A 14,119-nucleotide genomic window follows, 5' to 3' on the forward strand; every position below is an offset into this window, starting at 1 on the left:
GAGAGTTCAGCCGGTGAACGCGGCGGTGCCGTTCGGGGTGCCGAGCCCGGTCGGCCCGTCGTACCCGGTGGTGCCGGTGCACAGGTACGAGCCGCCGCAGCTGCCGTTGGAGCCGCTGGTGACGTCGTTCAGCGCCGAGGTGTGCGCATACGGGAAGGACGCCGGGGAGGAGCCGGCGGACGGGGCGCCGGCCAGCGCGTAGGTCGCCGCGATCAGCGGGGAGGAGGCGCTGGTGCCGCCGAAGACCATCCAGCCGCTGCCCTGGGCATACGTGTCGTACACCGCGACACCGGTGTTGGGGTCGGCCACCGCCGAGACGTCCGCGACCGTGCGGTTCGCGCAGCCGGAGTCCTTCTGCCAGCTGGGCTTGGCGTCGTACGCGGAGCAGCCGGAGCCGGCCCCGCTCCACACCGTGTCGGTCCAGCCACGGGAGTTGGAGGCCGTCTTCAGGGACGTACCGCCCACCGCCGTCACGTACTTCGACGCCGCCGGGTACTCGACGCCGTAGCCGTTGTCACCGGAGGAGACGGTGATGGCGACACCCGGGTGGTTGAAGTACGAGGAGTCGTACGTCGCGTCGTTGGAGGACTCGGAGCCGCCGTAGCTGTTGGAGACGAACTTCGCGCCGAGGCGGACGGCGGTGTTCACGGCCGTGCCCAGGTTGGTCATGGTGGCCGAACTGGCCTCCACCAGCAGGATCTTGCAGTTCGGGCAGGCCGCGCTGACCATGTCGAGGTCGAGGGAGATCTCCTCGGCCCAGCCGGAGTTGCCGCGCGGGTACTTGGTGCCGCCGTTCTGGTCCACCTTCTGGAAGCAGCCGTTGGCCGTGGTGCAGGCGGACAGGCCGTACTGGGAGCGGTAGACGGCGAGGTCGGACTCGGCGTTCGGGTCGTCGTAGGCGTCGACGATCGCCACCGTCTGGCCCGAACCGCCGCTCGCGGAGGGCAGGTTGTACGCCGCCTGCAGCGAGGCGGGGCCGTAGCCGGAGGGTGCGGCGGCCGCGGTCAGATCGCTCTCCGCGTGCGCCGACTTCGGGGTGCCCGAGGTGACCTTGAGGGCGTTACAGGCCATCTCGCCCTTCTGCGTCGGGGCGCCGCAGGCATGCGCGACGGTGACGCCATGGGACGAGGAGGCGGTGGACTGGGCGGCCTGGCCGACCGGGGCGGCCAGGGCGAGCGCGGCCGTGGCGAGTGTGGCCACGGCGGTGAGGGAAGCGGTTCTGCGCAACTTACGTCCTCCACGAGGTGGGTGAACCGGGAAGGGCTGTGGGGGGTGCGCGGGTGCCACCACGGCGCGTGGTGTCGCACCGTGGTGGCGCAGAACGTACGAATGGCGGGGCCACGTCAACAAGATGGATGTTGAAGTAGGAACATTCCTTTGCAGTTCCTGAGACGTTCATGTGCCGTTCCTGGGCGGATCATGATCGAAACTCGACCCGCCCATGGCTTGACGGACCCGGGTGACGGTTCGCACGGCGTTCAGGCGATAGTGGAGTACGTGACTGCCGTACCTCCCCCTCGTACCGATGCCGCCGCGCCCGTCCGGTCCGGCCGGCGGAGCCTCGCCGTGGCCCTCCTGTGCGGCGCGCTCGGCGCGGCCGTGGCGCTGCTCGCGACCCGGCAGCGTTGGGCCGAGGGCACCGCGACGGTGGCCGGCGGCGCGTTCCCGCTGACCGCCAAGGGCAGCGACGTCACGGGCGTCCCCGCGGCCCTCGCCATAGTGGGCCTCGCCGCGCTCGTCGCCGTCTTCGCCGTCCGCGGGGCCGGCCGGCTCGTCGTCGCCGGGCTGCTCGCGCTGTCCGGCGCCGGCATCGTCGCCGCCGCGCTCAGGGCCGCCTCCGACAGCTCCGCGCTGGACGAGAAGGCCGCCCAGGCCAGCGGCGACACCTCCGCCACCGTCGCCGCGCTCAGCCACACCGGCTGGCCCTACGTCGCGGCCGCCGGCGGCCTGCTGATCCTGCTGGCCGGCCTGCTGGCGCTGCGCTACGGCAGCCGGTGGCCCGCCATGTCCGGCCGCTACGAGCGCGGCGCCGACCGTCCGCGCCGCACGGCCCGCCCGGTCGACCCGGAACGGCCCGAGGAGATCTGGAAGGCCCTCGACCGCGGCGAGGACCCCACCGGAGCCTGATCCGCGGCCGGGGTGTGGCGAAACAGACGCGACCCCCGCGTCCGGGGCGCGTGCTCGTACGGGACAATGGACGACGAGCGTCCGGCTCGGACAGTGACGACAGTGACGGTCGGGCTCGGAGCCGTACGACACGTACGCCGCTCTCCTGGGACACGTACACAGCAACGAGGAGCACAGACATGGCGGGCAGCAGCCACGGCCACGGTCACACCCCGGCCGCCTGGACCGGTGTCATCATTTCCTTCATCGGTTTCTGCGTCGCGGGCGCCTTCATGGTGATGGCCCAGCCGGTCGGCTTCTGGGCCGGCATGGTGCTCATCCTCGGCGGCGCGGTGGTCGGCGGCATCATGCGCGCCATGGGCCTCGGCGCGAAGCAGGCCCCTCTCAAGATGAGCGGCGCCCCCCTCACGACCCGTGAGCCGGCCGGCGTCGAGAGCTGAGCCAGCGGTTTTCCCGAGGGCGGCCCGGCACCTGCGGAAGGTGCGGGGCCGCCCCTCCTGGTCTACGACGTCCACGACGGGCGGACCGGCGCGCGCGATGCCCACGCGCCGGAGACAATGCTGACGTGAACGCCGAGAGCCGTCCGTTCCCGCTCGTGACCCGTCACGCCCCGGTCAGCCCGCCATGGCGGCGCCTCACCGTCCCGGCGGGGCTCCTCGCGGCCGTCGCCGGGGCCTTCGCGTACGTGGGCGCGGTCGACCCGAACGAACCCGGTCACTACCCCGTCTGCCCGTTCTACCGGCTCACCGGCCTGTACTGCCCCGGCTGCGGCGGTCTGCGCAGCGCGCACGCCTTCGTCCACGGCGACCTGCTCGCCGCGCTGCGCGACAACGCGCTGGGCGTGGCCGCCTACCTGGGCTTCGCGGTGCTGTGGACCGTATGGGTGGTCCACTCCGTACGCGGCCGGCCGATGCGGCTGGACCCGCGGCCGGCGCACCTGTGGGCGATCGGCGCGTTGCTGCTGGTGTTCACGGCTGTCCGGAACCTGCCGTCGGGTGGCTGGCTGCACCCTTGATCACATCGTGAACGTCCAGGTAGTGGGACCGGTGTCCGCCGGATGCGAGGGCTCCGCGCTCCTGCGGATACCATCGCAGTGACCACGGGTTTTCAAAACCTGAAGGAACCACCGTCAGGAAAGGGGGCCGCTCGCGTGAGTGTGCTCGACGAGATCATCGACGGAGTCCGTGCCGACCTCGCGGAGCGGCAGGCACGCGTCAGCCTCGACGAGCTCAAGGAGCGCGCGGCCAAGGCTCCCGCCGCCAAGGACGGGGTGGCCGCTCTCAAGGGCGACGGCGTCAAGGTGATCTGCGAGGTCAAGCGCTCCAGCCCCTCCAAGGGCGCGCTGGCGGCGATCGCCGACCCGGCCGGACTCGCCGCGGACTACGAGGCGGGCGGTGCGGCCGTCATCTCCGTCCTCACCGAACAGCGCCGCTTCGGCGGCTCGCTGGCCGACCTGGAGGCCGTCCGTGCGCGCGTGGACATCCCGGTGCTCCGCAAGGACTTCATCGTCACGTCCTACCAGCTGTGGGAGGCCCGGGCGTACGGCGCCGACCTCGCGCTGCTGATCGTGGCCGCCCTGGACCAGCCGGCCCTGGAGTCGCTGATCGAGCGCGCGGTGTCGATCGGACTCACCCCGCTCGTCGAGGTGCACGACGAGGACGAGGTCGAGCGGGCCGTGGACGCGGGTGCCAAGGTCATCGGTGTCAACGCGCGCAACCTGAAGACGCTGGAGGTCGACCGCGGCACGTTCGAGCGGGTCGCGCCGGAGATCCCGGACCACCTCGTCAAGGTCGCCGAATCCGGTGTCCGTGGCCCGCACGACCTGATCGCCTATGCCAACGCCGGCGCCGACGCGGTCCTGGTCGGCGAGTCCCTGGTCACCGGGCGCGACCCCAAGACCGCCGTCGCCGACCTGGTCGCCGCGGGCGAACATCCCGCGCTGCGGCACGGCCGGAGCTGATCACCGGGTAGGCTGATCCCGATGACTCTCACCGTGACGACCGTGGACCGGTACGCCCGCCTGGCGCGCGGCTGCCGCCCGAGGGGCTGCCGCGCCCCGGCCCGGCGTGTGCACGGCCGTCGCGTGCGATACGTCATCGGTGACGAACCTGGGCAGGTAAACGGACGTCGATGGCAGCGCGCCCCAAAGGGGCGCGGGGAACTGCGCGACCAGCCACACACGGCCTGAGGTCGTACGACGAACTCCGCCCCCACGGCGAATAGTGTTTTTCCACGCACTCACCGTGAGGTTTCGGCATGCCCAGCAACTTCTTCTTCCCTGATCCACAGGGGCAAGTCCCCACCACCGAAGGCTACTTCGGCGTATTCGGCGGCAAGTTCATCCCGGAGGCCCTCGTCGCCGCCGTGGACGAGGTCGCCGTCGAGTACGACAAGGCCAAGCACGACCCCGAGTTCGCCCGAGAACTCGACGACCTGATGGTCAACTACACCGGCCGCCCCAGCTCCCTCACCGAGGTCCCGCGCTTTGCCGCGGAAGCGGGTGGCGCGCGCGTGTTCCTCAAGCGCGAGGACCTCAACCACACCGGCTCCCACAAGATCAACAACGTTCTCGGCCAGGCCCTGCTCACCAAGCGGATGGGCAAGACCCGCGTGATCGCGGAGACCGGTGCCGGTCAGCACGGCGTCGCGACCGCGACCGCCTGCGCCCTGTTCGGCCTCGACTGCACCATCTACATGGGCGAGGTCGACACCAGGCGCCAGGCCCTGAACGTCGCCCGCATGCGCATGCTCGGCGCCGAGGTCGTCTCGGTGAAGTCCGGCAGCCGTACGCTCAAGGACGCCATCAACGAGGCGTTCCGCGACTGGGTGGCGAACGTCGACCACACCCACTACCTGTTCGGTACGGTCGCCGGCCCGCACCCCTTCCCGGCCATGGTCCGCGACTTCCACCGCGTGATCGGCGTGGAGGCCCGCCGCCAGCTCCTGGAGCGCGCGGGGCGCCTGCCCGACGCCGCGATCGCCTGCGTCGGCGGCGGCTCCAACGCGATCGGCCTCTTCCACGCCTTCATCCCCGACGAGGGCGTCCGGCTCATCGGGTGCGAGCCCGCCGGGCACGGCATCGAGACCGGCGAGCACGCGGCCACCCTGACCGCGGGCGAGCCGGGCATCCTGCACGGTTCCCGCTCGTACGTCCTGCAGAACGACGAGGGCCAGATCACCGAGCCGTACTCCATCTCGGCCGGTCTGGACTACCCGGGCATCGGCCCGGAGCACTCCTACCTCAAGGACTCCGGCCGCGGCGAGTACCGCGCGATCACCGACGACGCGGCCATGCAGGCGCTGCGGCTGCTGTCCCGCACCGAGGGCATCATCCCGGCCATCGAGAGCGCCCACGCCCTCGCCGGTGCCCTGGAGGTCGGCAAGGAACTGGGCAAGGACGGCCTGATCGTCGTCAACCTGTCCGGCCGCGGCGACAAGGACATGGACACCGCCGCCCGCTACTTCGGCCTGTACGACACCGACGCCGAGGTGGCCGCCGACGAAGCCGACACCGCCGAGATCGAGGGGGACGCCAAGTGAGCGGGAAGATCCAGCTGCTGTCGGGCACCCTGGCCGCCGCCAAGGCAGAGGGCCGGTCCGCGCTCATCGCCTACCTCCCGGCCGGGTTTCCGACCGTGGACGGCGGCATCGAGGCGATCAAGGCCGTCTTCGACGGCGGGGCGGATGTCGTGGAGGTGGGCCTGCCGCACAGCGATCCCGTCCTCGACGGCCCGGTCATCCAGACCGCCGACGACATCGCGCTGCGCGGCGGGGTCAAGATCGCTGACGTGATGCGTACGGTCCGCGAGGTGTACGCGGCGACCGGCAAGCCCGTGCTCGTCATGACGTACTGGAACCCCATCGACCGCTACGGCGTCGAGCGGTTCACCGCCGAGCTGGCCGAGGCGGGCGGAGCGGGCTGCATCCTGCCCGACCTGCCCGTCCAGGAGTCGACGCTGTGGCGGGAGCACGCCGAGAAGCACGGCCTCGCGACCGTCTTCGTCGTGGCGCCGAGCAGCAAGGACGAGCGGCTCGCCCAGATCACCGCGGCGGGCAGCGGCTTCGTCTACGCGGCCTCGCTGATGGGCGTCACCGGCACCCGGGAATCCGTCGGCGCGCAGGCCCAGAACCTGGTCGAGCGCACCCGCGCCACCGGCACCGAGCTGCCCGTCTGCGTCGGACTCGGCGTCTCCAACCGCGCTCAGGCCGCCGAGGTCGCCGGCTTCGCCGACGGCGTCATCGTCGGCTCGGCCTTCGTGAAGCGGATGCTGGACGCCCCCGACCACGCGGCCGGCGTGGAGGCGGTCCGCGAGCTGGCCGCGGAGCTGGCGAAGGGCGTGCGCGAACAGGCGTAACCGCGGCTCGCTTTCCCTATCAGAACACCCCCGTCAGAACATTCGGTCACTCGAACGAGTGGACCTGGAACCGGGGAGGCGCGCTGCGCCTGCCCGGTTCGTTCTGGGGGTGTGAGCGAGAAGAACCGTGACGGAAAGCGCACCGCCCGGGAGCGGCTGGCGGTCGAGCGTGAGAAGCAGAAGGCCGCGGACAGGCGAAGGCGCACGCTGATCGTGGGCGCGAGCATCATCTGCGTCCTGGGCCTCGCGGCGGTGATCGGCGTGCTCGCCGCGAACGCCGGCAAGAACAAGAGCAGCGAGAAGGCGGGCCCGGTCGTGGTGCCCTCGGGCGCGCAGGGCAAGGACAGCCTCGCCATCCCGGTCGGCAAGGACGGCGCCAAGTCGACGCTCACCGTCTGGGAGGACGCCCGCTGCCCGGCCTGCCAGGCCTTCGAGGTCGCCTACCGCCCGACGCTCCATGAACTGGTCGACAGCGGCAAACTCAGAATCGAGTACCACCTGGTCCGGCTGATCGACGGCAACCGCGGCGGCACCGGCTCCCTCCGCGGCGCCAACGCCGCGGCCTGCGCCCAGGACGCCGGAAAGTTCCGCGACTACCACGACGTGCTGTACGCGAACCAGCCCAACGAGACCGACGACGCCTTCGCGGACGACGCCAAGCTGATCGACCTGGCCGGCAAGGTCGGCGGCCTGGACACCCCCGCCTTCCAGAAGTGCGTCAAGGACGGCACCCACGACGGCTGGGTCAACAAGTCCCACAAGTCCTTCCAGACCAGCGGCCTCAATGCCACGCCCACGGTCCTGCTCGACGGCAAGAACATCTACAAGGAGCAGGGCATGACGCCGGCCAAGCTCAAGCAGATGGTGGAGGCGGCCAACCGCGGGTAAGGATCCCCCTTCCGCCGCCCGTATTTCTCACACCCCCGTTATGCACCCGTAGCCGGGCTGCTTGCCGTCACCACGGCCCGACAGGGTAGCGTCGGACTTGCCATGGAACTTGCCTACATTCCCAGCCCGGCGCGCGGGGTGCTGCACCTCGGCCCCATTCCGCTGCGCGCCTACGCCTTCTGCATCATCATCGGCGTCTTCGTCGCCGTCTGGCTCGGCAACAAGCGCTGGATCGCCCGCGGCGGGCGGCCCGGCACGGTCGCCGACATCGCGGTCTGGGCTGTGCCGTTCGGCCTGGTCGGCGGCCGGCTCTACCACGTGATCACGGACTACGAGCTGTACTTCAGCCCGGGCCGTGACTGGGCGGACGCCTTCAAGGTGTGGCAGGGCGGCCTGGGCATCTGGGGCGCGATCGCGCTCGGCGCGCTCGGCGCGTGGATCGGCGCGCGGCGCCGGGGCGTCCCGATGCCGGCGTACGCCGACGCCGTCGCGCCCGGCATCGCGTTCGCGCAGGCCATCGGCCGCTGGGGCAACTGGTTCAACCAGGAGCTGTACGGCCGTGAGACGCATGTTCCCTGGGCGCTGCACATCACCTCCTCCGAGGGCGGCCGGGTGCCGGGCTACTACCACCCGACCTTCCTGTACGAGTCCCTGTGGTGCATCGGTGTGGCTCTCCTGGTCATCTGGGCCGACCGCCGCTTCACGCTCGGCCACGGCCGCGCGTTCGCCCTCTACGTCGCGGCCTACTGCGTGGGCCGTGGCTGGATCGAGTACATGCGCGTGGACGACGCGCACCACATCCTGGGCCTCCGCCTGAACGACTGGACCGCGCTGATCGTGTTCCTGCTGGCGGTGACGTACATCGTGGTGTCGTCGAAGAAGCGGCCTGGCAGGGAAGCCGTGGTCGAGCCGGGTGTCCCCGACGGTTCGGCCGACGGTACGGAAGGTGCCGACGAGGTCGAGGACAAGACTGAGCCGGAGGCCGTGGACGCGGCGGAGGCGGCGGAGGCGAAGGACGAGGCCGGGTCGGCGAGCAAGAAGAGCTGACGACTGGTTTTTCTACGGCACCGAGGGCGTCCGGAGTTCTCTCCGGGCGCCCTCGGCGTAAGACGTGGATGTCATCGCCGGCGCGCCAATGACAAGGTTCGCTGGGCCATCGTCACCACCGCCGCGTCGATGAAGCGGCCGTCGGGGAGGGCCTGGGCGCCCTCTTTCGTCGCGGCTGCCTTGATGATCGTCTCGGCGTGTTCGATCTCTGCCGGGGTCGGAAGGTACGCCCGTTCGATCACCGGGAGCTGCCGGGGATGGATGGCGGCGCGGCCCAGGAAGCCGAGGGAACGGCCGTGGGCGCAGGAGGCGGCGAGGCCGTCCAGATCCCGGATGTCGGGGTGGACCGACTGCGGCGGTGGGGCGAGGCTGGCCGCGCGGGCGGCGACGACCACCCGGGAGCGCGCCCAGTCGAGGCCCGCGTCGGCCCGTACCCCCAGGTCGGCCCGCAGATCCGCCTCGCCGACGGCGATGCCCCTCAGGGCCGGGTGGGCGGTGGCGATGGCGTAGGCGTGCTCGATGCCGAGGGCCGACTCCAGCAGCGCGTACAGCGGCACGGGGGTGGCCGTGGCGACCTGCCTGATCTCGGCCGGGGCGGTCACCTTCGGCAGCCGTAGCCCCGCCAGGCCGGGAAGCGCGGCCACGGCGGCCAGGTCGCCGGCGGACCAGGGGCTGTCCAGGGCGTTGACGCGGACGTGGACCGGGACCGGCGGGGGGCCGGTGAGGAGCTCGGCCGTGGCCGCGCGGGCGTACTCCTTGCGGTCCGGCGCGACGGCGTCCTCCAGGTCGATCACCACCACGTCGGCGCCCGTGGCCAGCGCCTTGGCCACCACGGGCGGGCGGTCGCCGGGGACGTAGAGCCAGGTGAGCGGGTGCGGGGTCACAGGGCGCCCTCCTCGCGCAGGGTGCGCAGTTCGGCGGGGGTGAGGCCCAGCTCGGTGAGCACGGCCTCGGTGTCGGCGCCGTGCGGGCGGCCGGCCCAGCGGATCGCGCCGGGCGTCGCGGAGAGCCGGAAGAGGACGTTCTGCATGCGCAGCGGGCCCAGCTCGGGGTCGTCGACGGTGGTGACCGTGTGCAGCGCCCGGTACTGGGGGTCGGCCAGGACGTCCCGCACGTCCTGGATCGGGGCCACGGCCGCCTCCGCCTTCTCGAAGGCCGCGAGGACCTCGGCGCGGGTGCGGGCGGCGATCCAGGAGCCGACCGCCTCGTCCAGCACGTCGGCGTGGGCGGCGCGGTCCGCGCCGGTGGCGAACCACGGTTCCTCGATCAGCTCCGCGCGGCCCACCAGGCGCATCACCCGCTCCGCGACCGACTGCGCGGAGGTGGAGACGGCGACCCAGTGGCCGTCCGCGGTGCGGTAGGTGTTGCGCGGGGCGTTGTTCGCGGACCGGTTTCCGGTGCGTTCCTGGACGTGGCCGAGCTGGTCGTACCAGGTGGGGTGGGGGCCGAGGACCGACAGGATCGGCTCGATGATCGCCATGTCGACCACCTGCCCGGCGCCGGTGCGCTCCCGTGCGGCCAGCGCGGTGAGCACGGCGTAGGCGGTCGCCAGGCCCGCGACCGAGTCCGCGAGCCCGAAGGGCGGGAGCGTGGGCGGCGCGTCCGGTTCGCCGGTGATCGCGGCGAAGCCGCTCATCGCCTCGGCGAGCGTGCCGAAGCCGGCGCGGTGGGCGTACGGGCCGAACTGACCGAAGGCCGTCACCCGGGCGAGGACCAGCCGGGGGTTGGCGGCCGCCAGTTCCGCCCAGCCCAGATCCCACTTCTCCAGGGTGCCCGGGCGGAAGTTCTCGATCACGACGTCGGCGGTGGCGGCGAGCCGGAGCAGGGTGGCACGGCCGCCGGGCGTGGACAGGTCCAGGGTGATGGTCCGCTTGTTGCGGCCGAGCACCTTCCACCACAGGCCGACGCCGTCCTTGGCCGGGCCGTGTCCACGGGAGGGGTCGGGCCGGAGCGGATGCTCGACCTTGATCACCTCGGCGCCGAAGTCACCGAGCAGCGTGGCGGCCAGCGGGCCGGCGAAGAGGGTCGCGAGGTCCAGCACCCGCAGACCGGTGAGAGGCGGTGGAGTCGTCGTACTCATGCGTCCTACCTCTGCGTCGAACCTCATGCGGTGAACTGGGCGTCGATCTCCGGGCGGTACGGCATCGACACCGACGCCCCGGCCCGCTGGACGGAGATCGCCGCGGCGGCCGCCGCCCAGGACAGGGCCTCCCGTACCGGTTTCTCCTCGGCGAGGGCCACCGCGAGCGCGCCGACGAAGGTGTCACCGGCGCCGGTGGAGTCGACGGCGGTCACCTGTGGTGCCGGGATCACCAGCGGGTCGGTGCCCCGGGTCAGGTAGAGGCTGCCCGTGGCGCCCAGGGTGACGACGACCTCCGGCACCAGGTGCAGCAGGTCGGCGGCGGCCTCGCGTGGATCGGTGCGGCCGGTGAGGGTGATCGCCTCGTACTCGTTGGGCACCAACAGGTCGGTCGCGTCGAGGAGTTCGGGCGGCAGCGGCTGGGCGGGCGACGGGGTGAGCACCGTACGGACCCCGTGCCGGCGCGCCGCCTGAGCGCCCAGGACGACCGCGCGCAGCGGGATCTCCAGCTGCAGCAGCACGGCGTCGGCGGAGGCGATCAGTCCCTCGTCGCCGGGGGAGAGGTGGTCGACGGTGCCGTTCGCGCCGGGGATGACGACGATGGAGTTGGCGCCCTCGTCGTCCACCACGATGTGCGCGGTGCCGGACGGGCCCTCGACCGTCCGCAGGAAGTCGGTGTCCACGCCGGAGTGTTCGAGCGTGTCGCGCAGCCGCAGGCCGAAGGCGTCGTTGCCGACCGCGCCGATCATCGAGACGGTGGCGCCGGCGCGGGCCGCGGCGATCGCCTGGTTGGATCCCTTGCCGCCGGGGATCGTACGGAACTCCCGTCCCGTCACGGTCTCGCCGCGCTGCGGGGCCTTCGCGACATAGGTGACGAGGTCCATGTTCGTGCTGCCGAGGACGACGATGTGGGTCATGGTCGGGTCGCCTCCAGGTGGGTGAGGTGGGCGAGGGTGTCGAAGCCGGTGCCGTCGAAGTCGGCGACGGTGGTGGCGAGCCGGTTCTTCAGCGGGGCCCGCCAGTGGTCGGGGAGCGCGGCGGGGTCGCCCGCGAGCAGTCCCGCGACGCTGCCGGCCATCGCCCCGTTCGAGTCGGTGTCCAGGCCGCCCGACACCGCACGGCAGATGGTGCCGGTGAAGTCGCCGTCCGCGTGGGTGAGGGCGGCGGTGAGCAGGGCGGTGTTGGGGATGGCGTGCACCCAGTGGTGGGTGGGGGAGTAGCGGGCGTGGAGCTCGTCCACCACGTCGGCGAAGTCCTCGTGGGACTCGGCCAGTCGGACGGCGTGGTCGATCGCCCGCGCGAGCCGGGAGCGGGGTGGGATCACCCTGCGGCCGGTGCGCAGACAGGCGTGGACGTCATGGCTTCCGGTGGCGGCGGTGGCGATGACGGCGGCCGTGAACATCGCCGCGTAGACGCCGTTGGCGGTGTGCGTGAGGACCGCGTCGCGGTGCGCCTGCTCGGCTGCGGCGGCCGGGTCGCCCGGGTTGGTCCAGCCGTGCACATCGGCACGGATCAGGGCGCCGATCCACTCGCGGAAGGGGTTGCGGTGGCGGGCGGTGTGCGGGGGCTCGATGCCGGTGAGGAGGTTGCGGTAGGCGACGCGTTCGGCGGTGAAGGTGCGACCGGGCGGGAGCTCGTCCAGCCAGAGCCGGGCCACGTCGGCGGTGGTGAAGGTCTTGCCGTGACGGCGGAGGAGCAGGAGGTTCAGGAGGGGGTAGTCGAGGTCGTCGTCCTCCGGCATGCCGTCGATGTTCTCGGCGAGGGAGGTGGGGGCGGAGCGGCGGTTCCAGGGGTACTGGGCGAGGAGGTCGTCGGGGACGCCGCGGGCCGTGAAGTACGTGGTCAGGGGCCAGTTGCCGGTTGCCTGGGCGAGGGCGCGGATGCCGTCGAGGGGGAGCTTTTCGACCGGCTTGCCGAGGAGACAGCCGATGGCCCGCCCGAGCCAGGCGGCTTCGAGGGCGGCCGGGGAGGGGGCCGGCGTGGGGGTGGGGTCGCTTGCCCGCGCCGGCGGGGTGGCTCCCCCGGAGAGGGCACCCTCAGGCCGCGGCGGCGAGGGCGTCCCGTAAGGGGCGCGGGGACCTGCGCGACCAGCCACATCCGGCCCGCAGTCGCGTGACGGCCGTTGCGTCCTGCTCGGAGACGCCGGCCAGTCCGTGCACAGGGACTCGATGCGAGCGAGGTCTGTCGGCTCGTCGTGGGACAAACCGCTGGGGAGGTCGGCGAGTTCGTCCAGGAGGTCTTCCGCCAGCAGGCGCAGATACCGGGAGACGCCGTGGGCGGAGGCGCCCGCCCGGGGCGGGGCGTCCGGGCCGCCCGCCGCCCGCCACCGCGCCTCGATCGCCGACGGCTCCCGCCCGTCCAGGCGGGCCTGGCGGAGCTCGTGGCCGAGCAGGTCCTCCGGCTGGACCCAGGTCAGTCGGAGCATGCGGTGCCTCCGAGGGCCGTGAACGCCCGCTCGTGGACGCGGCGCCGGCGTACGTCCCGCTCGAAGACCTCCCGCGTCACCTCGGTGAGCGTGCGGGCCGGCTCCCACAGGTCCAGCCGGCTGGCCTCCGCCACCGTCTTCGCCCAGTCCTCCGGGACGGGCGAGCCCAGTGCGCCCGCGAAGGCGCCGGCCATCGTGGCGATCGAGTCGCAGTCGCGGCCGTAGTTGACGGCGCCGAGCACGGCGTGCCGGTAGTCGCCGCCGGAGACCAGCAGCATGCCGAGGGCGATGGGCAGTTCCTCGATGGCGTGCAGCCGGGAGGGACGGCGGGCGGCGAGCGAGGGCGCGCGGTAGTCCGGGCCGACGGTGTCGTACGGGGCCACCGCCGCGCGCAGCGGCCGTAGCGCCGACTCGAAGTCGCTGTGATCACGGGCCACTTCGCAGACCTTCTCGATCGCCTCGCGCGTGCCGTCCTTCGCCAGGGTCAGGCAGGCGGTGACGACCGAGTCCGATGTCGCGCCCGGGGTCGCGGCGGCGGCGACGGCCGCGGCGAGGACACCGGCCGCCTCACGGCCGTACGACGACTGGTGCGCACCCGCGATGTCCAGGGCCTCGGCGTAGGCGGCGGCCGGGTTGGCCGCGTTGACCAGGCCGACGGGGGCCATGTACATCGCCGCGCCGCAGTTGACGATGTTGCCGACGCCCGCTTCCCGGGGATCGGCGTGACCGTAGGCGAGCCGGGCCACGAGCCACTTCTCGGCGAGGAAGAGGCGGTGCAGGGGCAGGGCCTCGGCCTCCAGTTCCGGGATCCAGCGCGGGTTCGTCATCAGGTCCGGGACCAGGTGGTCGGCGATCGCGTACGCGTCAAGGTGGTCGCGGACGCGGGCGTACACCCGGATCAGCGCATGCGTCATCAGGGTGTCGTCGGTGACGTGGCCGTCGCCCTTGTGGTAGGGGGCGATGGGGCGGGCGGTGCGCCAGTCGTCGCCGTGCCAGGGGCCGACGACGCCGTGGACGCGGCCGCCGTGACGCTCGGCGATCTGGTCGGGGGAGTACCCCTCGACCGGGCCGCCGAGGGCGTCACCGACGGCGGCTCCGACGAGGGCGCCGGTGATCCGGTCGTCGAGACCGAGCAGGGATGGACTGCTGCTTTCTTCTTCTTTGAGTCCTTTGGGCTCCTTGGGCGTCATGCCCCGA

At 72.3% G+C, this 14,119-nt stretch carries 14 protein-coding genes; 8 read left to right on the forward strand and 6 right to left on the reverse strand.

Annotated features, from left to right (window positions below):
- Positions 1-6: 6 nt before the first annotated feature.
- Positions 7-1,071, reverse strand: coding sequence for a S53 family peptidase (locus tag AB0M27_RS01405; protein ID WP_365716848.1), 1,065 nt, complete (start codon positions 1,069-1,071; stop codon positions 7-9).
- A gap of 417 nt (positions 1,072-1,488) precedes the next feature.
- Between AB0M27_RS01405 and AB0M27_RS01410 the strand changes: the two genes are divergently transcribed.
- From AB0M27_RS01410 to lgt, 8 genes are all read left to right on the forward strand, one after another.
- Entirely contained in the window at positions 1,489-2,127 is a 639-nt protein-coding gene (locus tag AB0M27_RS01410) for a TIGR02234 family membrane protein (protein WP_365716850.1), read from the forward strand.
- Positions 2,128-2,306: 179 nt separating this feature from the next.
- A complete protein-coding gene (locus AB0M27_RS01415; protein ID WP_351800529.1) occupies positions 2,307-2,567 on the forward strand; it encodes an HGxxPAAW family protein in 261 nt (86 codons plus the stop codon).
- A 155-nt stretch (positions 2,568-2,722) separates the two neighbouring features.
- Positions 2,723-3,142: a DUF2752 domain-containing protein gene (locus AB0M27_RS01420; RefSeq protein WP_365716852.1), complete on the forward strand. Its 420-nt coding sequence runs from the start codon at positions 2,723-2,725 to the stop codon at positions 3,140-3,142.
- Positions 3,143-3,277: 135 nt separating this feature from the next.
- Positions 3,278-4,087, forward strand: coding sequence for an indole-3-glycerol phosphate synthase TrpC (trpC, locus tag AB0M27_RS01425; RefSeq protein WP_323375029.1), 810 nt, complete (start codon positions 3,278-3,280; stop codon positions 4,085-4,087).
- Between the two features lie 296 nt (positions 4,088-4,383).
- Entirely contained in the window at positions 4,384-5,667 is a 1,284-nt protein-coding gene (trpB, locus tag AB0M27_RS01430; RefSeq protein WP_365716684.1) for a tryptophan synthase subunit beta, read from the forward strand.
- Positions 5,664-6,482 carry a tryptophan synthase subunit alpha gene (gene trpA, locus AB0M27_RS01435; protein ID WP_365716686.1) on the forward strand — a complete coding sequence of 273 codons (819 nt, stop codon included), beginning with the start codon at positions 5,664-5,666 and terminating at the stop codon, positions 6,480-6,482. The genes trpB and trpA overlap by 4 nt, the downstream gene beginning before the upstream one ends.
- 111 nt (positions 6,483-6,593) lie before the next feature.
- Entirely contained in the window at positions 6,594-7,370 is a 777-nt protein-coding gene (locus AB0M27_RS01440; protein ID WP_365716688.1) for a thioredoxin domain-containing protein, read from the forward strand.
- Positions 7,371-7,472: 102 nt separating this feature from the next.
- Complete coding sequence (gene lgt / locus AB0M27_RS01445) at positions 7,473-8,417, forward strand: prolipoprotein diacylglyceryl transferase (RefSeq protein WP_365716689.1); 945 nt, start codon at positions 7,473-7,475, stop codon at positions 8,415-8,417.
- A 71-nt stretch (positions 8,418-8,488) separates the two neighbouring features.
- Here lgt and AB0M27_RS01450 read toward each other — a convergent pair whose 3' ends face one another.
- The 5 genes from AB0M27_RS01450 to AB0M27_RS01470 are packed head-to-tail and all read right to left on the reverse strand — an operon-like array spanning position 8,489 to position 14,112.
- Positions 8,489-9,301, reverse strand: a complete 813-nt coding sequence (locus AB0M27_RS01450; protein WP_365716691.1) for a CoA ester lyase — start codon at positions 9,299-9,301, stop codon at positions 8,489-8,491.
- Positions 9,298-10,497 (reverse strand): CoA transferase, encoded by a 1,200-nt coding sequence (locus AB0M27_RS01455; protein WP_365716693.1) that lies wholly within the window; start codon positions 10,495-10,497, stop codon positions 9,298-9,300. The genes AB0M27_RS01450 and AB0M27_RS01455 overlap by 4 nt, the downstream gene beginning before the upstream one ends.
- A 23-nt stretch (positions 10,498-10,520) precedes the next feature.
- Entirely contained in the window at positions 10,521-11,414 is an 894-nt protein-coding gene (rbsK, locus tag AB0M27_RS01460) for a ribokinase (protein WP_365716695.1), read from the reverse strand.
- On the reverse strand, positions 11,411-12,922 hold the full coding sequence (locus AB0M27_RS01465; RefSeq protein WP_365716697.1) for an ADP-ribosylglycohydrolase family protein: 1,512 nt from the start codon (positions 12,920-12,922) through the stop codon (positions 11,411-11,413). The genes rbsK and AB0M27_RS01465 overlap by 4 nt, the downstream gene beginning before the upstream one ends.
- Positions 12,910-14,112 (reverse strand): ADP-ribosylglycohydrolase family protein, encoded by a 1,203-nt coding sequence (locus tag AB0M27_RS01470; RefSeq protein WP_365716699.1) that lies wholly within the window; start codon positions 14,110-14,112, stop codon positions 12,910-12,912. The genes AB0M27_RS01465 and AB0M27_RS01470 overlap by 13 nt, the downstream gene beginning before the upstream one ends.
- Positions 14,113-14,119: the final 7 nt, after the last annotated feature.

The organism is Streptomyces sp. NPDC052107 (genome assembly GCF_040680215.1).
Taxonomy (GTDB): Bacteria; Actinomycetota; Actinomycetes; order Streptomycetales; family Streptomycetaceae; genus Streptomyces.

Coding starts and splice junctions, on each gene's coding strand:
- AB0M27_RS01405 (WP_365716848.1), bottom strand. CDS start 1,071: ATGGCCTGTAACGCCCTCAAGGTCACCTCGGGCACCCCGAAGTCGGCG.
- AB0M27_RS01415 (WP_351800529.1), top strand. CDS start 2,307: ATGGCGGGCAGCAGCCACGGCCACGGTCACACCCCGGCCGCCTGGACC.
- trpB (WP_365716684.1), top strand. CDS start 4,384: ATGCCCAGCAACTTCTTCTTCCCTGATCCACAGGGGCAAGTCCCCACC.
- lgt (WP_365716689.1), top strand. CDS start 7,473: ATGGAACTTGCCTACATTCCCAGCCCGGCGCGCGGGGTGCTGCACCTC.
- AB0M27_RS01455 (WP_365716693.1), bottom strand. CDS start 10,497: ATGAGTACGACGACTCCACCGCCTCTCACCGGTCTGCGGGTGCTGGAC.
- rbsK (WP_365716695.1), bottom strand. CDS start 11,414: ATGACCCACATCGTCGTCCTCGGCAGCACGAACATGGACCTCGTCACC.
- AB0M27_RS01465 (WP_365716697.1), bottom strand. CDS start 12,922: ATGCTCCGACTGACCTGGGTCCAGCCGGAGGACCTGCTCGGCCACGAG.
- AB0M27_RS01470 (WP_365716699.1), bottom strand. CDS start 14,112: ATGACGCCCAAGGAGCCCAAAGGACTCAAAGAAGAAGAAAGCAGCAGT.